Genomic DNA, 20,518 nt, shown 5'->3' with positions numbered 1-20,518 from the left:
CACACACATAACAGACTTTCAACCTGCATTTACCGATTAAACATTAGGGTTGCACGTCATGTTATGAAGTAATGGAACGTTGGGGTGAGATGTTCACTCAACGTCTCACCCCAACCACTCATAAGCTACACAACAAGGGTTCTCACTATCTATTTTCTGTTTTTCCTATGAAGGGAATATGCAGGGGATAGTGAGAACTCTTTGTTATCTGCTTTGGAAATGGCGGGAAAAGAAACGAAATGTTTCGTTTCTTTTCCCGCCATGAATTATTCAGTGCAGGGCAGTGGCCTATGCGGTTGGCTTCACTGCAACAAAACCTACAGCGCGCAAGTCTTTTTCGTGCTTTTTAAACACGGCACGCATTTTCTTCACGCGATTACGGGCAGCCTTATTTTTAAGCAGATTCTTCATTATGCGCATCACCCCGAAAATTCCTTCATCTGCCAGAACCCTGCGGGGTTTAAGAAGCGCCATCTCGTTATGCGTCCGGTAGGGCACCTCGAAACCCACGGATTCGAGCAGTTTCACCCATTCTTTCGCCACAAGTGGGCGCGCGCCAACTTTAATCGTCGTCGATAAATCTTTTTTCACTCGTGTGATGTCCTCATCCGTGAGGGAAGAATCAAGCCCCATTTCGTGAATCGCGTAGCGGCCACCGGGCGCAAGAATGCGGAAAGCCTCTTCCATAATGGCTTTTTTAGCTGCATCCGGTTGCATGGTAAGCATGGCTTCTCCAACAATAACGTCGCAACTTTCCGGAGGAAGCCCGGTGTCCTTAGCGTCGGCGGAAACAAGGTTCGCTTTAGGATGTTCGGCAACGAGCTTGCGCATTTCCTCACGCGGTTCCCTGTCAACACCCGTATATGATTCCGGATTTTTACCAAAGAGGAACTTCGCGGTGCGCCCAACACCGGGGCCAAACTCAACAACGCGATCCTTATCCGTAATATGAGCGTTGTCCAAAATCCGGTGCGTCATCTCAAGCCCGCCTGGGCGCAACACGGTTTTCCCAATCTTGGCTAGAAGCCAATGCCCTTGCATTCGTGATTCTTCGGGGCCTAAACGCTTACCGCGTTCCCTTGCGCCTGTTTCGTTAGCTTGATTCGTTTCATGAATGTTATCCATTATTGCCGCCCTATATTCGCGTTCTGTTACATTTACATTGTTTTATTGTATTTCGTAGCTACATGATAACTAGACTGTTCAGTTGCACTTATGCTCTGTTTCTCTGTCCGTATCCCTTGCATAGAAATAAATTCTTCGCACTGAAGTATTCGCGCTGTTGATTCTAGTTAAGTGTTCTTAATTCCAGTGATTCCAGTGATCCCAGTTAGCTGTTCTTAATTCCAGAATTCATATCGTCGAAATACGTATCGTCAGAACCGATTTCATCTGCGACCTTGAGCATTGTGAGAGCCACATGGCTTTCCTCAATTGCACGCACCCAGTGCGCTGTAGACGGACGAATATACGCAAAATCTCCAGTACCTAAAATGTGCTCTTCGCGCCCATCGATATGCAGAAGAATCTGTCCGCTGAGAACCTGGAGCACTATCTGACGTGTACTGGCATATTCCGGCAGGCTTTGCCCCACGGCAAATGCAAAAAGAACATAACGAAGATTCTCTGTGTTCGTAACAACGCGACTTACCGTTGAGTCTTTCACCACGGGAAAATCGTCAAGTACATGCGTGTATATTTCGGAACATTTTTTAGTATCCATATGCTTTCCTATTATCACAAACGAACGTATTCCATATAAAAGTAGTATTTTCGACGAGTTATGACAACATCTCTTCATAGTTCCTTTAACAATGATGTGGCTCATTTTTTGGTATAAATAGGGGAGAAGAACTTCATTCTTCGAGAAACGATAAAAGGAGATGTGATGGGTTTCGTAAATATTGTTGCACTTACCTATCCGGAAGGCATGGAAGCCGTCGTCGAACAACGTTTTGCTAACCGTAAAGCAGCCGTTGATAAGTGGCCGGGCTTCCGTTCGTTTAAATTATTGCGTCCCGTTAGTGGAGAGACGCGCTATTTCGTTATGACGGAGTGGGAGAGTAAAGAGGCCTACGAGGCGTGGGCAAAGGATCGTGAACAGCATCCTCACAATACGGCTGATCAGCCAAAAAACCGTGGTTTGAGTATTGACCTTCTCACCTTTGACGTGGTTCAGTCCGCGGGCGAATAAATAAAGTATCTGCCAACCACCAATAAGTGAAATAAAAATGTGGAGAGGATCGGGGAACCCGGTCCTCTCCACATAATTGTGGTGAAATTATATGAATTATCGATTACTTACTTTTGATGAATATATTCGCTCCACTGCGTTGCAACTTCGTCCGCAGCATCAAGTGCTTGGCCAATGTTGTCACGCGCGTGCTCTAAGAATTCAATGAACGTCGGACCCGTCTTTTCGATGAGTTCAAGCTGATAGTCCTGAACCGTGGGGATGAGCTGTTCAAGAACGAAACGAGCTGTTGTGTCTGACGTTATTTGAATTGCAAAAGAAGCCGACCCTTCAACGGAGAAACCACTATTTTCAAGCGCTTTGGTGAGAGTTTCCCATTGGCGAACAAAATAGAGCGCCGAAATCGGATTGCCTAAGATTTCTTCAGCCAACCCAGGATATTTCGTTAAGGTTTCGCGATAATTACTAATAAATGTTTCAACCGCTTCCTTCCAAGGGAGTTCCGTAGAGGTAACTGGCATCTCTTCTGCAGCGCGTTTAACGACTGCATCAACCACAGCCTGGCGTCCGTCGTAAAGACGATAGACTGCAGGAGCTGCCACACCAATTTTGTTTGCTATTTCTGTCATTGTGAAGTCGTGTACTCCAACTTCCGTTGCAGCTTTGATGACATCATCCGCATTGAAACGTTGTTTCCTACCGACTTTTTTTCCATGCTTTCTTTCCACGTATCAATGTTAAATGACAAATGCGGAAAAAGCGAAGTTAAAATCCCTTTTTATAACAATTGGGTAACATTTGCGAAAAACAAGGTCTTTATTTAGTTTGATGACCTCATAAACTCGTTTTTATCTGATAAATCGGGAAATTTTGATCGACACTCCCAAGAAAAATCCAGTAAATTTTATATTTTTTCTCCTATAAAAATTAAAATTCAACGACGTATCGTTATCAAATCGTTACTTTTCCGACCTTGTAATCGGTTTAAAAACTGGGTATAACACGCTCGATTTGCGGATTCGTGTTGTCCACGTCTCACATGAAGAGTGTCCTGATTAGGAATCGACCCACAAGTACCAGGAAAAATAGGTAATGTATATCTATAAATAAAAACCTGTCGAAAAATTAGAACTAGCATCTCTCGTTCCGGCGTTAACAGTTGCACTCAGCTCCTGCTCGTCAACAAACAGCTCAACCGGCTCCACCAGCGCGACTATTGCGCAAGCTGGAATTCCGGTCACTGCGGTGGAGGATGTTACGGGCGTTGTTGAAATGCTCGATGGTCGGGTAAAAACCTTACATCCGGCCATTCACGGCGGAATTCTCTATCAGCGTTCCAACCCTGAACATCAGAAAACCGTGGAAGATAACGGCATCACGGGGATTGACCTTGTGGCGGTGAACCTCTATCCCTTTGTTGAGACTCTGAAAAAGCCTGGCGTGAGCACACCGGAGATGATTGAACAGATCGATATTGGTGGGCCGGCCATGATTCGTGCGGCTGCTAAGAATTATACGGACGTAACCGTCCTCGTCGACACGGCAGATTATGATACGGTACTGGACGATATTCGTCTCCACGGAACGACGACGCTTGAAACCCGTAAGCGCCTTGCAGGGAAGGCCTTCTCACACACCGCTTTCTATGATTCACAGATTTCGGCGTTCTTTAATGAGGAAAACGGCGTGGAATTCCCCGACACCATTACTTTTGGTTACGAATTTGCCACGACCTTACGTTATGGGGAAAATCCCCACCAAAACGCAGCGTATTATGTGAATGCTAATCCGGCGTCACCGACTACGATGTAGCCCTGGATGTTGTCCGCACATCCCCCTACCCACTCGTTATTAAAGCGGACGGTTTGGCTTTAGGAAAAGGCGTGGAGATCGTCGATTCTTTCGAGGAAGCATGCGCCAGCCTTGACCGGATGCTCCGCCAACGCACCTTTGGCGACTCCGGCGCAACGGTTGTCATGGAAGAATTTTTGGCGGGGGAGGAGCTGTCACTGCTCTGCCTAGTTTCCCATAACCGCCTCATTCCACTGGACCTCGCGCGCGACTACAAGAAAGCCTACAAGGGCGATACCGGCCCGAATACGGGTGGGGTAGGAGCATACTCGCCGTATCGCGTTTCCCCGGAGCTCCACAGCGCTCTAGACGATATGTGCACCCAAATTTCCGCGGGGTTAGAAGCTGATGGGTACGATTACACAGGTATTCTTTTTATCGGTGTCATGGTGGTTGACGGTGTTCCAAAAGTGCTGGAATTCAATGTGCGCTTTGGGGATCCTGAAACAGAAGTGCTTCTTGCGCGCCTGACATCCGACCTTGCCGAGCTTCTCTTATCCACAATTGACGGCACCGTTCAGGAAAAAGATATTACGTGGAGTGAGGACTTCGTCGTCGCCGTTATTCTCACTTCTCTCGGCTATCCCGGCTCCTACACGAAAGACGAGCCCATAACCCTACCTTCGTCTTTGCGCGACGGCGAACTTCTTTTCCACAACGGCACCTCCATGGTGAAGAAGGAGGTTTTCGACGGCTCAGGCACACCTACGCTCGTGAACTCAGCGGCCGTGTGCTGACAGCGATGGGGAAGGCTTCCACCCAGGCGCAGGCGCGCAACAATGCTTATAACCTTGTTTCACGCATTCACTGCCCAGCTCTCACGTACCGCACGGATATTGCAACATCTGTTAATTAAATGTAGAAGGCTTGGATATTGATTGCAACATCAGTTGCGCGTGTGTAAACGTTCGAAAATTGCGACACTAGTTGCGTGAGTATAAAATGCTCGAATATTGCAACACCAGTTGCGTGAGTATAAAAAGCACGAATGAAGTGGGGGGGTACGTTGTACGTACCACCCCCACCAGTCAATCTGACACGGGTTTAACCGGTATTCTTCATGCCGGCGGCGATGCCGTTAATCGTCGTCAATAATGCGCGTTGTAATCCGGCAACTTGCTCAACATCGCCTTCTGCTTCGGCTTCGCGCACACGCGCAAGCATGGCAACCTGCATATAGTGAATCGGTTTCAAATATAGATCGCGAATACGCAATGTTCTTTGCAGAACTGGCTGTTTATCTAACAAATTCGACTCAGAAACAAGACGTTCAACTTCTTGAAGAGTTAGCTCATATTCTTCACGAATAAGATCATAAATATGATGCAGTTCCTCGGGAACAAGGGATTCCACATAGAAACCAGCGATTTCTATGTCTGTTTTCGCGAGTGTCATTTCAATATTTGACATCGTGGAGCGGAAGAACTGCCAGATGTTGAGCATCGTGGTCAAATCTTTTTCATATCCGGCTTCACGCGCGGCCTTCAAACCGCTTCCCACGCCGAACCAGCCCGGAATAATTTGGCGAGATTGCGTCCAACCGAAAACCCAGGGGATAGCACGCAAACCATCTAAGCCCTTTTCAGATGTGGTGCGCTTAGAGGGACGTGAACCAATCTTCAACTCGCCAAGCTGTTCTACAGGGGTAGAGGCAACAAAGTAGGCTGGAAGATCAGGATCATCCGCCAGTGTTCGATACCGCGCATATGCCGCCTCAGACATAAAGTCCATAATTTCATCGAACTTCGCAAGGGAACGATCCGTATTACGTGGTGCGCGGTGAAGTGCGCTAGCCTCCAATACGGCCGCGAGGGTTAGGGAAAGATTCTCGCTCGCCAACTCAGGCAACATGTATTTATCGGAAATAACTTCGCCCTGTTCGGTGAATTTAATTTCGCCATCAAGAACGCCGAAAGGTTGTCCAAGAATGGAATCGTAGGTTGGTCCGCCACCACGCCCAACGCTTCCTCCGCGTCCGTGGAAGAGACGCAAGGTCACGCCGTGACGGTTGGCCACATCACGCAACTGGCGCTGTGCCTGGTGAATCTCCCACTGGGAAGTGAGAACACCAGCATCCTTATTGGAATCCGAATACCCGAGCATCACTTCCTGACGGTTTCCGCGAAGTCGCACAATTTCACGATAATTCGGATCTGAAAGAAGAGCATCGAGAATCTCGCCTGCCTGGCGAAGTTCGGGAACTTCCTCAAGAAGTGGGGCAAAACCAATATCTGCACGATGTACCTGGGATTCGAGGTCAATAAGTCCTGCTTCACGGGCAAGCAGAGCAACACTGAAAATGTCGTCCGCGCCGTGAGTCATGGAAACAATATAGGTGGTAATCGCATCCGTGCCATATGTTTTGTGTGCCTCACGGATAGTGCGGAACACATCGAAAGTACGCTGAGCGTCTTCGGAAAGTGGAGAATCTTCCGTCGTAATTGTTGCTGGAGCAAGGGGACGTGAGGAAGCTAATTCTTTCTTTAACAGAACCGTACGTTCCTCGCGAGTAAGATCCTCGTACTGGGTTTCCAAATCGCCGAAACGGTTAAATAATTCCGCAAGAATCTCGAAATGCTTTTCCGAATGTTCACGAACATCCAAAATAACAAGCCCCAAGCCCATACCGTGAATAATTTGCTGGGCTGTTGCCAAATATGAATCCGCAACCTTTTCGGCACCGTGGCGACGCAAGGCATCACGTACCAGCTGGAATTCGTCCTGAATTTCCTGTCCCGAAGAATAATCGTAGCCCGGAACGTGTTGCGTACCGGATTTAATACGTGCGACGGTATTCGTCAGTTTTCCGCGCATGGCGCCGAGTTTCAGACGGTAAGGTTCTTCGGCATAGAGCGCCCAATCTGTTGCATTAACAAGACCCTCGTGTTCAAAATCCTTCTCCAAAGAAGCAACAAGTTCTTTATCTTCACCCATGAAACGGGAGGAAAGGGAGAGTGTGTTAATTGCCTGGTTAATAAAGTATGTAGCAATGTTGATTGCCGTTGCGGACTGGAGTTTCAACACATCCGATGTGACATCCGGTGTAACGTAGGGGTTTCCGTCGCGGTCGCCTCCAATCCAGGAACCAAACTTAATGGGAACCGCGTTTTCGGGAAGGTGCGCGCCATGCTTTTCGAGTTCAGAGCGGAAAGTATCGAGAACATCCGGAAGGGTTTGAGTGTAGAGCGCACGTAAATACCACATGACATTACGTGCCTCGTCCAGGGGAGTGGGTTGCACGCGACGCAATTCGTCGGTTAACCATAAACTCTCGACGACGCGTGCAAGTTCGGTATCTTGACGCTCGCGTTCCTGTGTGCCTTCTTCTGTTGTTTCTTCGACGATTTCGGAGATACGACGAAGTTTGGTCAACACTGCGCGACGTTGGGCTTCTGTAGGGTGAGCCGTGAAAACAAGGCGAATATCAAGCGAATCAACTGTTTTTTGCAGGCCGGTAACTCCAACCGTGTCCACAATGCGCTGGATCGCGCGAGGAATCCATTGTTCTTGCTCGTCTTTATTTTGAATGGAACGAATGCGGAAGGTCTGTTCCGCGGCATTTGCTAAAAGGAAATATTCTGCGAAGGCTCGCGCAAGAATGCCTGCGGTATCTTCAGGAATAGATTCAAGTGTTTTGCGAACTTCCGAAGCGGCCGATTTAGCGTCGAAAGTTCGGGAAACAGAACGTACTGTTTCGACGAGATCAAGCATATCTTGACCGTGTTGCTGGGAAATTTCTTGACCAAGGAGGGTAATGAGACGGCGCACTTCCGCGCGAAGTGGGGCTTCAATATCTTCAGGTGACAAAGAACTACTATCAACCGAATCAAGGAATGTGTCGTTTTCGTGAAGGCTCACTGTATGCCTCGTTTTCTATAGACAACATGGATAATGCTGAACATCTCAGGGATACAGCATCTGAAAAAGTTGTCGGGCTAGCGGGATTTGAACCCACGACCCCTTGACCCCCAGTCAAGTGCGCTACCAAACTGCGCCATAGCCCGTCCGTATCGGACTTTACTAAGCTACCGCATGGCACGAAAAATAACAAATTGAGGCATGGAGAGAATGGACACATGTTGGATTATGTAGCGAATTGTGACCTGCGTACGTTGCAATATCTGTACATTGTGTTCACTGCATATTGTGGCCACATTGTTCCCTAACATTCACTTTGGTAAAATAGACATCTTAGAAAAAGTCGGTGCGCACCCTGCTAATATGGTACATGCGTAAAAGGCAACAAGGCTCAGGCAACGGAGGAACCATGATTGAAAAATTTGATCCGAATGCTACTCAAGCTTTACCCAATGAAACATCACGCTTTGGAGCTATAAGTGCCAATGTCACAGGCGAGATTCCCAAAGTTGGCCGTACATTGTCTTCTGAAGAATTGACGGCCCTTTCCGCACTTCCGCAGTCATCCGCCCTTCTCATTGCATTATCTGGGCCAAATACTGGCGCTCGTTTCCTGCTTGATTCGGATGTGACAAACGCGGGGAGGAGTCCGCGCACCAATATTTTCCTTGACGACGTAACAGTTTCGCGTAAACACGCTCAATTTTTGCGCAAGGGAGATACGTTCTACGTAAAAGATTCCGGTTCATTGAATGGAACGTATCTTAATCGAGAACTTGTTGACACGGCTGAATTACACGACGGCGACGAAATTCAGATCGGCAAATTCCGTTTAACCTTCTACAGTTCCCAGGTGAATAAGTGAGCCGTGTTTTAGCATCACGTGTTTCTGGTTCGTCGAAAAGTAGCGAAGAACCGCTTTCTTGGCCACAAAGTGTTTCTCATAAACCCACCCATCGCATTGGCGAAGTGAAAAAATTATTAAACGACGAGTTTCCTATGCTTTCCTTATCGAAAATTCGTCATTATGAGGATTTTGGGCTCATAGAACCGTATCGTACTGCAACAAATCAGCGCCTTTTTTCACCCTCGGATCTTGAGCGAATTCGATATATTTTGCGCGAGCAGCGCGACCGTTATCTTCCTTTAAAGCAGATAAAAGAGGTTTTGCATCAACTAGATACGGGAATTATTTCGGAAAATTCTCCACGCGGAACTGTTCGTGCAGTAAGTGATGATAATCTTCGCCCACCAAAACCAGGGGAGAGGCTCAGGCTTACGCGAGTTGCTGCATTAACGGGTGCACCTTTAGAGCTTGTTAACGATATGGCACAAGCGGGGATTTTAGCTGTCGATCCGCGCGGGCGAGTAAATTCCAGCGCCGTTGACGTTGTGAAATATAGTTTGTTGCTTCTTGAACGTGGCTACGATGTCCGTCAAATTAGAACTATTCGCAACTCAGCTCACGCCCATGCTGTAATGCTCACAGGCCATCTCTCAACAGATATAGCAAAGAAAACAACTGTCGCTAGGGAACGAGCACTGAATCAAGCAACAGAAGATGCGTCAAGCATGGCGCACCTCTATGAGGCATTGCTTGCGGAAAATCTAGAAACCGAATTGCGCTGATTATATGCGTCTGACATAAACCCATGAGTTGCGCATTATTGTAGGGAAGTGACCTCACGTAAAAAGTCAACAGTTGTGTTGTTTTTGAAGAGCAAATGCATCACACACGAACCCATCTGTTGTGTAGTTGTGTAGCAAAATTGTGCCTATTAGGGGAGTGTTATGCCCAGTATTTTTCGTAAATATTATGACGCGAGTGGGTAATAACCGGTATGAGCAAAAGACGACACGCCGACGGAAATCTAACAGTTTCACAACATTCACATCTTTAACATCTGTCAAAATGGCATCATTCCGCCATTTGTGGTCACGTACGTTAAAGAAATTGGCAAAACAACCTGGAAAAACCTGGTAAATCCCTCAAAAACGTGGTTTTTGGTGGTAAAGTTGTAGAAGTTCCAAGGGAAAACGAACTATTTGATACGTGAATGGAGAACAGATGGCCGAGGCTACAGCGCAAGAGGTGACATACCAGCGTTCGCAACCAATGCTATTTGGCGACCCACTCCCTGAACTCGATGAGGAAACAGGATACAGAGGGCCAGTCGCTTCCAAAGCGGCGGGCATTACGTATCGCCAGCTCGATTACTGGGATCGCACAGGGTTAGTGTCACCAACCATTCAGAACGCTAAAGGTTCTGGTAGCCAGCGTCTTTATTCTTTCCGAGACATCCTTGTTCTCAAAGTCGTCAAAAGGCTTCTCGATACAGGTGTTTCACTCCAGCAAATTCGACTCGCTATTGAGCAGTTAAAAAATCGCGGGATTGAACATCTAGCCAGCATAACGTTAATGTCCGACGGCGCATCCGTGTACGAATGCGTTTCTGACGACGAAGTTATTGATCTCGTTAAAGGTGGACAGGCTGTATTTGGCATTGCGGTTGGCAGAGTCTGGCGTGAAGTCGAAGGATCTCTGGCACAGCTTCCAACAGAACGTGCCGAAGAAGAAGCACCAGTTATTGATGAATTAGCTCAACGGCGTGCATTGAAGCGCTCCAAGGCTTAAAAGAAACAGGAGAGGGGTTCCTACAGGCTCTAAGCGAACGTAGGAGCCCTCATTTCTTTGCTCTCAGATTCCTTGTTCTCCGGTTCCTTAGCGAGGGGTAATGGATGTGGACTAATTTTCCCCTCCAATTTGACATAATGTACATTATCGGAACATTAGATAGGGGTGAGAAAACTACAACCATCTTATACATATACGGTCTTTCATCTTGTACACATCATGATAAAACCGCAAGATACCAAGGAAAACCCGCCATTACACACAGCCCTTCCTCGCCCAAAACAATAATTCTAGAAGGCGCTCTGGACATATCTTGTAAAATATATATGTCATTTTTTACGAAAGGTTATCATGTCAGAACGTTCACTTCGCGGTATGAGCATCGGGACAAAATCCCTCGAAACAGATTCCAACGTCGCTTTTGTTGATCGTAAGCAAATTAAATACCGCTGCCCCAATGGACACGTTTTCGCAGTTGCCATGGTCGTTAACGCGGAAGTTCCCGTGGCGTGGCAATGCAGATGCGGCCAAGAGGGAGAACTTCTTGAAGGCGAAGGCGTTGATGAGCGTAAGCCGGTTAAGCCCGTTCGTACACACTGGGATATGCTCATGGAACGGCGCAGTATTGAAGAACTCGAAGTTCTCTTAGAAGAACGCCTCGATTTGCTCCGTACCGGGCGTTTGCGCCGAGGTCGTCACTAATAAATATTTGGTTATGTAATAAATATCAGGGTTATGTCAAAATTGCGACATTTTGACATAACCCTGATATTACGCACCCGTTTATGAAGGTTGAGGACGTCTTGTTCACCCGTTTATGACGTTATTAAGACATCCTGTTTACCTATCTATGAGGTTATTAGGACATCCTATTTATTTAGACGTCCTTTTTGCGGTTTTTCTTCAAGGAATTCACCGCTTGCAGGACTTGATTGGAACGGCGTTTTACGCCGGTTACCGTCGTCTTTTTTAAAGATTCTGTGAAAACAGAACCAGATAATTTCGACTCCCCCGATTCGCGTTCCGTGAAGGTAATCGGCATTTCCACGATTCGCCCACCTGCCGTATTCAAACGGTCCGTCATATCCGCCTGGAAATAATACCCCACGGTATCAACCGTATCCAGGTCAATTTTCTTCAGTGCATCGAGTCGATAGACACGATATCCCGCAGTGACGTCACGCGTCTTGATACCGAGCATCAGCTTAATGTACATATTGCCGAAACGGCTCAGCATCTGCCGGCGCTTGGACCACCCATCTATTTTTCCACCCTCAACATATCGCGAACCAATAACGAGATCTGGTTGATCGGACATGGCGGCACGTTCAAGAAGCAACGGAAGTTGTTCAGGATGATGGCTACCGTCAGCATCCATTTCAACAACGTGTGTATAACCGTTCTCCGTGGCCCATGAGAATGCCGCAATATATGCGCGCCCTAAACCGTTTTTACCCTCGCGGTGCATCACATGAACTTTGCTATCATCTTTGGCTAAAGAATCAGCAATATCGCCTGTTCCATCCGGAGAATTATCGTCCACAATGAGGATATCTGCTTGCGGAATTGACGTGCGACACCGCTGAACAATGCTTTCAATATTGTCTTTTTCGTTATATGTCGGAATAGCAATAACGACGTTAATTTTATCCATACTAAAACTCCTCCTGTGGTGCAGTTTACTTCTTTTTCTTCGAATGACCATGATTTTTAGGGGATCGGGCTATCTTTTTCCTGAACCGCCCTCCCCCAGCGCGGGCCACCTTCCCCTTCTTTTTTGGAGGGTTTTCCCGGTAAATCCACCACCCTCGGGCAAAGAACACGATACCCGCTATGGTATATAACCATATGTAGACAACAAATAGTTGAGCTGCGGGGGTTACGCCATTGACCAAAGGTGTTTTAACGACGAAAGACGCGGACTGCCACAACGGTGTCCGTTTCCCAACGGCGCCGTGTGGATAGACGAAACCGGACGTACCCATCGTCGAAACTTGGATACCTGTTCTTTGATACTCGACGGCACGAAAACGCAACATATCGAATTGTTGAGCCGATTCCGCACTACGCCCGAAAGAAGCGTTATTGGTGGGAAGCACATAGACCTCAGCGCCCGCCCGAATCGCCTCAGAACCAATCGTTCCCCAAGCAACCTCAAAACAAATCGGTGTTGCCAAAGATATTGTGCGAGCACCCTCCGATGTCTTAAGAGGAACCTCTAACAAAGCGGGTTGTTCGCCAGGCAACATGTCAACACTAATAAGATCAACCGATGAGGAAAACATTCGGAAAAAATCACGATACGGCATATATTCCCCGAAAGGTACAGGATGCTGTTTGGAATATTTTGTGGCAATTTTGCCATCCGGCATCACCACAACATAATCATTACTCCTATGCCGAATATTACCCTGCGTCGTATATTCCTGTGTTCCTAAAATAATTGGAACACCTAGGCGACGAGCCTGAGTAAGAATAGGATTCATGGATTCAGGTGTTGTTCTAATATCTAAATCGGAGGCGGATTCTGGCCACACAACAAGATCAACGCTCCCAGGTAAAAACTTTTCCGTTTCTTTAACGTGATTCAACGTAACACTCAACGCAGCTTCATTACTCGGCAAACGCTGCCCGTGCGTAACATTTCCTTGCACAACACCGATACGAACATTCCCCGTTGAAGCCTGGGCAGGAAGCGGGATAAACCACGGAAAACAAAAAATAGTAATACCGGATGCGGCACACGACATGGCGGGTATAACCTTCATTTTTTTAGCGTTACGCCAGGTATAAGCCAGCGATAAAGCAATCGCAACAACACACCAACTCACGAGCTGCGTCGACCCCCAAGGAGCCAAACGAACAAGAGGAGTAGAAACCTGAGAAAACGCGAGAGTCCCCCACGCAATACCGCCGAAAGGCACCATGGAACGAATCTGCTCACAGGCAACCCAAACAAACGCTCCCCCACATACGTAGACGAGGGCAGGGAAGCGATACTTCCACTCAGACAAATAACGCCACCCCATAGGGGCAAAAGCCATCATAAGAGCCTCAAGAAGCCCAAGAGCTATCTGTGGCAACAGCTCCTTGGACGCCTCCCCCGCCCACGAAAAATGCAGAGAAAAGAACATCCACAAGGCCAACATGCCGTAACCATAAGCACCACGCGCACGACAATATTCCGTAAGAACAGCAAGGCAAGCAACCCCGGCAATTGCCATAAGACCCACAGAAACCGGCGGAAAAGCAAGATAAAGAAGAATCCCGCAACACGTAGCACACAATAACCGGAGTCCGACACGCAACATCACAGAAAATCCGTCCTTCTCATTAACCGCCCCGCATCACGCGCAACGCCTTCCAACCAGGTACCTTCCATGGCGAGCGCGATTTGCCCAAGAACATCGACAACGCGACGAGCAGCAGTAATGAAATCACCGGCTACCATACGAGACATTGCCAAACAGGTTTCCAAACCAGAACCTTGCGCCCACGCCCGCATCGCATCCGCACATCCTGGACTGGGTTCAGGGGTGCGCTCAATTCCGGCACGTAATTCTAAAGAACGTAAGAAATTGGCTTCGTGGCGAGCAACTGACGCTGCATCGAAAAGAACCGCGGTACGTGGAAAAGCTGTACCAAGGCGGTCGTCGCACAGAAAAATCGATGCCCATCCGGCAAGATCATGAGGCTCCAGACTGTTTTCTTCGAGACGGGACAAACATAGGTAGGCAAGAAGATCACCTTCCATATGAAGATGGCGCAGTTGCTCGGCACCTACCGACAAGTGGGTATCCTCCCCTTGAAGAACACCAAGTTGGGTAAGAATACTGACCGTCGCATCAAATTCACGCCCCACAGAATCCGTAAACCCCGCAACTCTCGCTTCAAGATCTTGGAGGTTTTTCGCCAAAGACATCACGGACTCCCCCTGGCGAATATGCGAGTCCATATCGGGACAAGAAGCACACGGGTGGCGAAGAAGCGCGGTATCACGCGGAGGAGCAAAACGCGACCACGAACGTAGCAAATCCTCATCAAGCCCCACATCTATACGATCCTCCACCGCGTCCATGAGAGATTGTGCAATATCCACTCGAACCTCACGACGCTTTAAAGACAACCCGCGTGGCAGCTCCAACTCCCCCACAGCACGAAGCTCCGAGGATAACTCGTCCTCATAAAGCCAATACATATCCGAAAACATGTCAATAATGCGCAAACGCTGAGGGTCCCGAGAAAGAACAAGTCCATAAACAAGTTCTTTCTCGACCGTATAGGCATATATCCGCCCATTTCTTGCCGTTGCAAAGGAATCCTCGATGCGCTCGCGGTACTCGCGTTTCGCCGCTTTTCTTGCACTTTTCGCTGCCCTTCCTCCCTGGGCGAGCTGGCTCAAATAATCACTAATGTCACCGAGGTTGCAGTGAAGCCTCTCTTTTTCTTTCGCAAGACGCCCGCGTATTTTTTGGATGCGGACTTCCAGTTTCGCCACATCAGCCTGGCGTTGGAACTGAGCGAAAGAACGCCCCATCAGCCCCCGGGCGTCCTGATTAGACATACGTGCACGAAGATTGACCACGGTATTGTAGGAGGGTTGAAATGCTGAAATAAGAGGGTCAACGCGGCCCGAGGCAACATCCGCAAGATGTTCCGGGTCGGTTTCGGGCGAAGTGAGAACAATTCCGTACCCTTCAATATCCTTCCCGCGCCTACCCGCACGCCCCATGAGTTGGGTATATTCTGTTGCGCCAATATCCACAAAACCCTGCCCATTCCATCTGCGCAAATCCTCCAACACAACAGTGCGCACAGGCATATCAATCCCCAGGGCAAGCGTGCCTGTCGCGTACACAATGGATATTAGCCCGCGCTCCATGAGCTTCTCAGTTATTTCTTTCAGCGCCGGAAAAACACCGGCATGATGCGCACCAAAACCGCGTTCCAGAGCTTTGGCGGCGCGTTCAAAACGAATCGCACGCCGATCCGATGGGCTTAATTTCGCCCTTAACGTGCCAAGTTCTTCGCGTATTTTCCGGCGTTGCTCCGCATTCGTTAACACCTCACCGGAATCTAATAACATGTCCACCGCTTTATCACAGCCCGCGCGGGAAAAAATAAACACAATAGCCGGGAGCATATCGTTTTCGGCAAGTTGGTGAATAATTTTACGACGGTCTCGACCCGTTGTTTTCCGTCGTCGATCTTGATGATCATCCCACTGGTTAAGTGCATAAATAAGACGGGGGTTCACTTCTTTTTCTTTGGGATCCGCACTCGGAACCGGCGTGAAAAGCGGGTACATTTTGCGACGAACCGAGGCAAAATGAGATAACGGAACCGGGCGGACAGTGGATACAACAACCTCCGTCGCCCCGCGGATACTGCGCATCCACTCCGTCAACTCCTCAAGATTCGCAATCGTTGCGGAAAGCGAAACAAGGCGAATATGGCTGGGAAGGGACATAATCGTTTCCTCCCACACCGGGCCACGTTCCCGATCCGCCAGAAAATGAACCTCATCCAAAACCGCGTAACCAATATCTGCCAGATCTTCCGAGGCGTGAAGAATCATATTTCGCAACACCTCGGTTGTTACGACGAGAATCTGGGCCTCGCGGTTAATGCTTTGATCGCCTGTAAGAAGACCAACGTTTTCTTCACCAATATCGCGGACGAGTTCGTTATATTTCTGGTTGGACAAGGCTTTAATAGGTGCCGTGTAGACACAGCGTTTGCCTTGCGCTAAGGCAAGATAAACGGCGTACATGGCAACCACGGTTTTTCCGGAACCTGTTGGGGCGCTCACCAAAACATCCGCGCGTTCCAGGGCTAGGCAGCCTTGGCGTTGGAATTCGTCGAGAATAATTCCTCGTGAGGCATAGCTGTCCCGATAGTCGCGATACAGGGCTGTGTCCTGATTCTCGCGACACAGGGCTCTATCCGGATTCTCGCGATACCGGGCTGTATTAGGCGTGGTGTGGAGTGACATCCTGGCCTTTCATGAGAGGAGCAATGTGGCGGGAGACCGCGCAGGCAACGGATTCCGGTTCTACCGAGCGCAGGTCATCGAGCTGAATCAATATAGTGGTAAGCCATTCAATGGAACGTGCTGGGAAGGTGACGGTACATATATCGCCGTTGGTGTACGTATTCGCACCCGGTAAACGTTCTGCAATCCAACGCGATGTGGGGCCGACGGTTACCGTAACCATTTGTCCATACGCAAACACATTACGGCAGACGGCTTGTTGATGTGTGCCCTCATCGAGATTGTTGGATGCGCAGTTGTTTTCGCTCGCGTCTGTAGCGTGAGAAGCATCGATTTTCTGGGAATTTTCCGGCACATCAGCACTGTTGCGCTGTAGGAACGTTATTGAATCATTGAGAGAATCTGCAGCATTGTGGCGACGGCGCGCCGCAGACATATGGAGTCGGTTGACCTTATCCCCCAACTCTACATTCGCCATGCGGTCTAAACGGAACCGTTTAATGGTGCCGTTATCGTCGCCGATACACAAGATACTCTCGCCGGCGTGAATGGACAAAGGAATAATCGTGTATGTTGCGGTTATTGCGTGAGCGTGTAAGCCGGGTTTGTAATATTCGAAAGTTATGTAACGGCCTTCGTGCAGTGCGCGCGCGGTTTCTTGTGCGGTGTGCGAATCGACGATGGTCTCTTTTTCCTCGGGTAGCGTTCCCGGAAAACCAGCGTGTGCGACGGCTTTCTCGATGGCGCGTCGCGTTGCGCGTAGGGAATCTGATTCCTCCCCGTGTGGAGTTATTGCGAGAAGTTCGTCGAGCACCGTCGTTAACGCTATGGCTTCATCCAACATAAACGGGATATCCAGATCCCCGCCTTCCACGAGGGAAACAAGGGAATCCGGGGTGGCGGCGTCAGCGTCATATTCTGTGGCGATAGTAGCGTCATAATCTAGTACGACGGAATACGAATCCGTGGTTGAACAATCAACAATGTGTCCTTTTTCCGGGGTTGAGAGGACGCGCGCAGAGTCTTTCTTTGGCGCCTTTTGAGGTGGTAGGGGAAGATTGAGAGTTGCGACGTACTGTCCGTCGTTACCTTCTGCCATATTCACGGACCACAGGGAAGCAAGCGCTTCTTGCCACGTTATTGAAAAATGGGTGGCAATCTTTTGGAGCGTGACGCCTTGCGGGTGGCGAGCCACAAAATTTACCAGCGCAACGGGTTGAACGACGTACATGCTACACCTCCGGCGATTCCGCTGATTGTGGCTCAAAACCTGCTAGCTGAGGGTTGCCTTGCCGGCCTGAAACACATGCATACAGAGACGCCAATCTTGAATGCCACTGCTCGCGAAGCTCATTCGGTTCAACGAGTCGAACATCGTCGCCATAAAGGATAAGGTTTTGCCACAAATGAGCAAGTGTTACGGGAGAAAAGCGATACACCGGCCAACCTGTTGTCACGTCTACGTGATGTGTGGATACCCTACGGGTGCCCAAGGGAACTGCTGTTGCATTTTCATCTGTTGTTGAGAGGGCTACCCCTCGCGTGCGCAAGGGCGCGCAGGTGCCGGGAGCGATAGCAATATCGGCGTATTCCGTTTGAAAAATAGGTAATGTCACGTCACGACGAGGAAAACACGTGTCTTCCTCAAGAACAACGAGGTCTGCCATGCGCGAGAGTTTGAACGTTCTTAGCTCCCATGCTTGGCTCGGCTGTTGCGAACCGGGTACCGACGCACCTACCTTGACTGCCATTCCCGTCACGTAAAAAGAATCCAAAAAACTGGATATATGCCAAGGCTCCAAACAATACACACTCGGAACAGAAGCGCTGCCTCTATACGCATATTGAACACGCTTACCTGCCTGTAGCGCCCGAGCAATAATTGGCGCATATTTTGAACCCTCCGGTGAACGATACGCAGTATAAAGCGGCAACGGCGCATCTGTTCCTTCTCCCACAAAGGACAACAGCTTCTTACCTCCCTGAACAACGGCATCATGCAAAGCATCTTTTTTGTGAACAAGGCTCAAAGCCGACCTAAGAACACTCGCATCGGCGCGATTCACATGTGCCCACAGAGGCGCGGTCTCGTCGTAAACATAGGTGTATTTCCCGGTTGTTCGAATCGGATACCCCGCTTGGCGAAGGGCAAAAATATCGCGCTCCAAGGTGCTTTCCGATAGGTTATTGTCACGATATGCGGGAATTTGCGAATACATATCCGCCAAAGTTACCCCGTTGCCACGGCGTATAAACGACAGCAAGGACAGATGGCGTTCCGTAATTTTGCCACGGTTTCGAGTCTTAGCCATCCTCTTCCTTTCCGCACATCGTCGGAACGTTTCGATGTTATCGTTCCACCTATCTGCACGTTTCGCGCCTTTTCCGTCGTCACATATTCTCGACGGCAAACGGGCGAATCTCGTACCTCAAGGATATACGTATCCCTGAGCTTCGCCTCGGCAGTTTTGGAGCTTTCCCACTCACAAGATTACCCTATGGGTAAAATGGAGAGGTGATGATTTGGCGTGAGGGAACAGTGCTTTCCCTAGGAAAAAATTGGCCGGGTGCCCAAGAATGCATGGTCGAGTGTGAGGGCGAAAAGGGTAAGGCACTTGCCTATACGGAAATAACGGGTGTGCCCGAAGTTAGCGACCGCGTTCTTCTCCAAGCTAGTGCGATGAAACGCGGGCTAGGAACCGGCGGATACATGTATATTTGCGCGATTCCCGATAGGCTTCCTCAGGACAGCCCGCAAGCCCCGGGCCATATTGTTAAGGCGCGCTACACACCGCTCCAATACATGACGCTCGGTGTGGACGAACAGGAATCGCCCTGGCATGAACTCCTGGAAAACGCCGACTCTATCAGTGGAATGCCCGTCATTGTTGCCGACCTTCACTCCGCACTCCCCGCCGCTATTGCAGGCATCCGTAGCATTCACCCACAAGCGAAAATTGCGTATATTATGAACGACGGCGGTGCGCTCCCGGCATGGTTTTCCCGCTCCGCAGCCGAATTAAAATCCGCCGGTTACATGATGGGAACAATTTCTTGCGGGCAAGCCTTCGGCGGGGATCTTGAAGCCGTCAATATTTATACTGCTCTTCTTGCCGCACGCCTCGTTTGGGAAGCGGATATTGCTATTGTGGCTCAAGGTCCTGGAAACCTGGGGACCGGCACCCGTTGGGGATATTCGGGAACCTATGTGGGTGATGTGATTAATGCGGTGAATGTTTTGGGTGGATGCGCGATTGGTCTGTTGCGCATGTCCAACGCCGATGCGCGCGGACGCCACCACGCACTTTCACACCACACGACGACGGCGCTACTTCGGGTTGCCCACACCCCTGCGCTCTGCCCGGTCCCCGTTTTGGGTGAGGACGAATTATCGCGGTTGGTTAGCTCGGAGGTTCGTGATGATGTGAATCGCGGGCTTGAAGAGCTTTTTGCCTGCCAGCGTTTAACACGTGTTGACGTTGAGGCTTCCCTCCTTGTTGATGAACTCGTTGCTTCTCCGGTGCGTTTGTCCACCATGGGGCGTGGACTCACAGAAGATTCGCTGAACTTCTTGGCTGCGGCCGCCGCCGGTTATGTTGCCGGGCAGCGCGCTCTCAACATGTAGCCAGGCTTATTAATATCTCATTATCCAAATTAAGGTATTTTCTCACCGCTACGTTAAAAGGTGTGGCAAGCGCCAAAAGGTAGCGCTGGTTACGACTTTCTATTAGCCCTGATCAGAGCGTGTATGTACGTGACGCAATGACAGGAGCCACCACCATGCACTACCCCGAACTCGCAGCTACAGGGCGTTGCTGACCGGGCTGGCGAGGGCTTTCAGGTCTTTCCACGAGTCGGCACGGGCGGTGTCTTGCTCGTAGGCGATCAGATAGCCCCAGTGCTGACCGGTATAAGCGTCCTCAGCCACCAGGCGTCGCACCAACGCCTCGGCAGCCTTACGCTTGGCTTGCACCCTGGCGTCATC

General features: G+C 49.3%; 19 protein-coding genes, 1 tRNA gene and 1 pseudogene. 10 read left to right on the top strand and 11 right to left on the bottom strand.

All coding sequences use genetic code 11. The features are described 5' to 3' along the window. Window positions 1-288: 288 nt before the first annotated feature. Together G445_RS0108380 and G445_RS0108375 are read right to left on the bottom strand one after the other, a co-directional pair. Complete coding sequence (locus tag G445_RS0108380; protein WP_022867083.1) at window positions 289-1,125, bottom strand: class I SAM-dependent methyltransferase; 837 nt, start codon at window positions 1,123-1,125, stop codon at window positions 289-291. A gap of 205 nt (window positions 1,126-1,330) precedes the next feature. Continuing rightward, window positions 1,331-1,723, bottom strand: coding sequence for a cupin domain-containing protein (locus G445_RS0108375; protein WP_022867082.1), 393 nt, complete (start codon window positions 1,721-1,723; stop codon window positions 1,331-1,333). Between the two features lie 165 nt (window positions 1,724-1,888). Between G445_RS0108375 and G445_RS0108370 the strand changes: the two genes are divergently transcribed. After that, window positions 1,889-2,194 (top strand): antibiotic biosynthesis monooxygenase family protein, encoded by a 306-nt coding sequence (locus tag G445_RS0108370; RefSeq protein ID WP_022867081.1) that lies wholly within the window; start codon window positions 1,889-1,891, stop codon window positions 2,192-2,194. 107 nt (window positions 2,195-2,301) lie between these two features. Here the strand turns inward: G445_RS0108370 and G445_RS11020 are convergent, their stop codons facing one another. Further along, complete coding sequence (locus G445_RS11020; protein WP_022867080.1) at window positions 2,302-2,922, bottom strand: TetR/AcrR family transcriptional regulator; 621 nt, start codon at window positions 2,920-2,922, stop codon at window positions 2,302-2,304. 475 nt (window positions 2,923-3,397) lie between these two features. Between G445_RS11020 and purH the strand changes: the two are divergent. The 4 genes and pseudogenes from purH to G445_RS11275 form a co-directional block, all read left to right on the top strand. Then, window positions 3,398-3,667 (top strand): annotated as a pseudogene (gene purH / locus G445_RS12010) (bifunctional phosphoribosylaminoimidazolecarboxamide formyltransferase/IMP cyclohydrolase); the annotation flags it as partial. After that, on the top strand, window positions 3,650-4,006 hold the full coding sequence (locus G445_RS12005) for a hypothetical protein (RefSeq protein ID WP_306718351.1): 357 nt from the start codon (window positions 3,650-3,652) through the stop codon (window positions 4,004-4,006). The pseudogene purH and the gene G445_RS12005, both read left to right, overlap by 18 nt. Before the next feature lie 2 nt (window positions 4,007-4,008). Next, window positions 4,009-4,782, top strand: a complete 774-nt coding sequence (locus G445_RS10545; protein ID WP_084676544.1) for a phosphoribosylamine--glycine ligase — start codon at window positions 4,009-4,011, stop codon at window positions 4,780-4,782. 5 nt (window positions 4,783-4,787) lie between these two features. Continuing rightward, window positions 4,788-4,901 (top strand): hypothetical protein, encoded by a 114-nt coding sequence (locus G445_RS11275; RefSeq protein WP_084676543.1) that lies wholly within the window; start codon window positions 4,788-4,790, stop codon window positions 4,899-4,901. A 188-nt stretch (window positions 4,902-5,089) separates the two neighbouring features. Here G445_RS11275 and ppc read toward each other — a convergent pair whose 3' ends face one another. Both ppc and G445_RS0108350 read right to left on the bottom strand, forming a co-directional pair. Further along, window positions 5,090-7,903, bottom strand: coding sequence for a phosphoenolpyruvate carboxylase (gene ppc, locus G445_RS0108355; RefSeq protein WP_022867077.1), 2,814 nt, complete (start codon window positions 7,901-7,903; stop codon window positions 5,090-5,092). Between the two features lie 72 nt (window positions 7,904-7,975). Further along, window positions 7,976-8,049, bottom strand: a tRNA-Pro gene (locus G445_RS0108350). Window positions 8,050-8,312: 263 nt separating this feature from the next. Between G445_RS0108350 and G445_RS10540 the strand changes: the two genes are divergently transcribed. The 4 genes from G445_RS10540 to G445_RS0108330 all read left to right on the top strand — a co-directional run bounded on the left by G445_RS10540 (window position 8,313) and on the right by G445_RS0108330 (window position 11,240). Next, on the top strand, window positions 8,313-8,768 hold the full coding sequence (locus G445_RS10540) for an FHA domain-containing protein (RefSeq protein ID WP_040431052.1): 456 nt from the start codon (window positions 8,313-8,315) through the stop codon (window positions 8,766-8,768). Beyond that, the gene (gene ftsR, locus G445_RS0108340) at window positions 8,765-9,532 is read left to right on the top strand and encodes a transcriptional regulator FtsR (protein WP_022867075.1); all 768 of its coding nucleotides are present in this window, start codon (window positions 8,765-8,767) and stop codon (window positions 9,530-9,532) included. Before G445_RS10540 ends, ftsR begins: the two co-directional genes overlap by 4 nt. A 439-nt stretch (window positions 9,533-9,971) precedes the next feature. Beyond that, window positions 9,972-10,538 (top strand): MerR family transcriptional regulator, encoded by a 567-nt coding sequence (locus G445_RS0108335; protein WP_026421066.1) that lies wholly within the window; start codon window positions 9,972-9,974, stop codon window positions 10,536-10,538. A 351-nt stretch (window positions 10,539-10,889) separates the two neighbouring features. Further along, window positions 10,890-11,240 carry an RNA polymerase-binding protein RbpA gene (locus G445_RS0108330; RefSeq protein ID WP_022867073.1) on the top strand — a complete coding sequence of 117 codons (351 nt, stop codon included), beginning with the start codon at window positions 10,890-10,892 and terminating at the stop codon, window positions 11,238-11,240. A 175-nt stretch (window positions 11,241-11,415) separates the two neighbouring features. On the opposite strand, the gene G445_RS10535 is transcribed toward G445_RS0108330, so the two are convergent. The 5 genes from G445_RS10535 to G445_RS0108305 are packed head-to-tail and all read right to left on the bottom strand — an operon-like array spanning window position 11,416 to window position 18,845. Continuing rightward, a complete protein-coding gene (locus tag G445_RS10535) occupies window positions 11,416-12,192 on the bottom strand; it encodes a polyprenol monophosphomannose synthase (RefSeq protein WP_022867072.1) in 777 nt (258 codons plus the stop codon). A 25-nt stretch (window positions 12,193-12,217) separates the two neighbouring features. Continuing rightward, on the bottom strand, window positions 12,218-13,849 hold the full coding sequence (lnt, locus tag G445_RS0108320; protein WP_022867071.1) for an apolipoprotein N-acyltransferase: 1,632 nt from the start codon (window positions 13,847-13,849) through the stop codon (window positions 12,218-12,220). Further along, on the bottom strand, window positions 13,849-16,533 hold the full coding sequence (locus G445_RS0108315; protein ID WP_022867070.1) for a DEAD/DEAH box helicase: 2,685 nt from the start codon (window positions 16,531-16,533) through the stop codon (window positions 13,849-13,851). The genes lnt and G445_RS0108315 overlap by 1 nt, the downstream gene beginning before the upstream one ends. Beyond that, window positions 16,511-17,764, bottom strand: coding sequence for a WYL domain-containing protein (locus G445_RS0108310; RefSeq protein ID WP_022867069.1), 1,254 nt, complete (start codon window positions 17,762-17,764; stop codon window positions 16,511-16,513). The genes G445_RS0108315 and G445_RS0108310 overlap by 23 nt, the downstream gene beginning before the upstream one ends. Before the next feature lies 1 nt (window position 17,765). Then, complete coding sequence (locus G445_RS0108305) at window positions 17,766-18,845, bottom strand: helix-turn-helix transcriptional regulator (protein ID WP_022867068.1); 1,080 nt, start codon at window positions 18,843-18,845, stop codon at window positions 17,766-17,768. Window positions 18,846-19,051: 206 nt separating this feature from the next. Here G445_RS0108305 and G445_RS0108300 point away from each other — a divergent pair, with 206 nt between their 5' ends. Beyond that, complete coding sequence (locus G445_RS0108300) at window positions 19,052-20,158, top strand: DUF3866 family protein (protein WP_022867067.1); 1,107 nt, start codon at window positions 19,052-19,054, stop codon at window positions 20,156-20,158. A 177-nt stretch (window positions 20,159-20,335) separates the two neighbouring features. Here G445_RS0108300 and G445_RS10530 read toward each other — a convergent pair. Beyond that, window positions 20,336-20,518 (bottom strand): hypothetical protein (locus tag G445_RS10530; protein WP_040431048.1); only part of this gene is annotated, 183 nt, incomplete at its 5' end.

The organism is Actinotignum urinale DSM 15805 (genome assembly GCF_000420445.1).
In the GTDB taxonomy this organism is placed as follows: domain Bacteria; phylum Actinomycetota; class Actinomycetes; order Actinomycetales; family Actinomycetaceae; genus Actinotignum; species Actinotignum urinale.
The sequence above is the reverse complement of the archived record's forward strand: the minus strand, read 5'-3'. Positions and strand labels throughout refer to the sequence as shown.

Bases quoted from the DNA above. Each gene is read 5' to 3' on its own strand.
- G445_RS0108380 (WP_022867083.1), bottom strand. From the start codon at position 1,125: ATGGATAACATTCATGAAACGAATCAAGCTAACGAAACAGGCGCAAGG.
- G445_RS0108375 (WP_022867082.1), bottom strand. From the start codon at position 1,723: ATGGATACTAAAAAATGTTCCGAAATATACACGCATGTACTTGACGAT.
- G445_RS0108370 (WP_022867081.1), top strand. From the start codon at position 1,889: ATGGGTTTCGTAAATATTGTTGCACTTACCTATCCGGAAGGCATGGAA.
- G445_RS12005 (WP_306718351.1), top strand. From the start codon at position 3,650: ATGATTGAACAGATCGATATTGGTGGGCCGGCCATGATTCGTGCGGCT.
- G445_RS11275 (WP_084676543.1), top strand. From the start codon at position 4,788: ATGGGGAAGGCTTCCACCCAGGCGCAGGCGCGCAACAATGCTTATAAC.
- G445_RS10540 (WP_040431052.1), top strand. From the start codon at position 8,313: ATGATTGAAAAATTTGATCCGAATGCTACTCAAGCTTTACCCAATGAA.
- G445_RS0108335 (WP_026421066.1), top strand. From the start codon at position 9,972: ATGGCCGAGGCTACAGCGCAAGAGGTGACATACCAGCGTTCGCAACCA.
- G445_RS0108330 (WP_022867073.1), top strand. From the start codon at position 10,890: ATGTCAGAACGTTCACTTCGCGGTATGAGCATCGGGACAAAATCCCTC.
- G445_RS10535 (WP_022867072.1), bottom strand. From the start codon at position 12,192: ATGGATAAAATTAACGTCGTTATTGCTATTCCGACATATAACGAAAAA.
- lnt (WP_022867071.1), bottom strand. From the start codon at position 13,849: ATGTTGCGTGTCGGACTCCGGTTATTGTGTGCTACGTGTTGCGGGATT.
- G445_RS0108315 (WP_022867070.1), bottom strand. From the start codon at position 16,533: ATGTCACTCCACACCACGCCTAATACAGCCCGGTATCGCGAGAATCCG.
- G445_RS0108310 (WP_022867069.1), bottom strand. From the start codon at position 17,764: ATGTACGTCGTTCAACCCGTTGCGCTGGTAAATTTTGTGGCTCGCCAC.
- G445_RS0108305 (WP_022867068.1), bottom strand. From the start codon at position 18,845: ATGGCTAAGACTCGAAACCGTGGCAAAATTACGGAACGCCATCTGTCC.
- G445_RS0108300 (WP_022867067.1), top strand. From the start codon at position 19,052: ATGATTTGGCGTGAGGGAACAGTGCTTTCCCTAGGAAAAAATTGGCCG.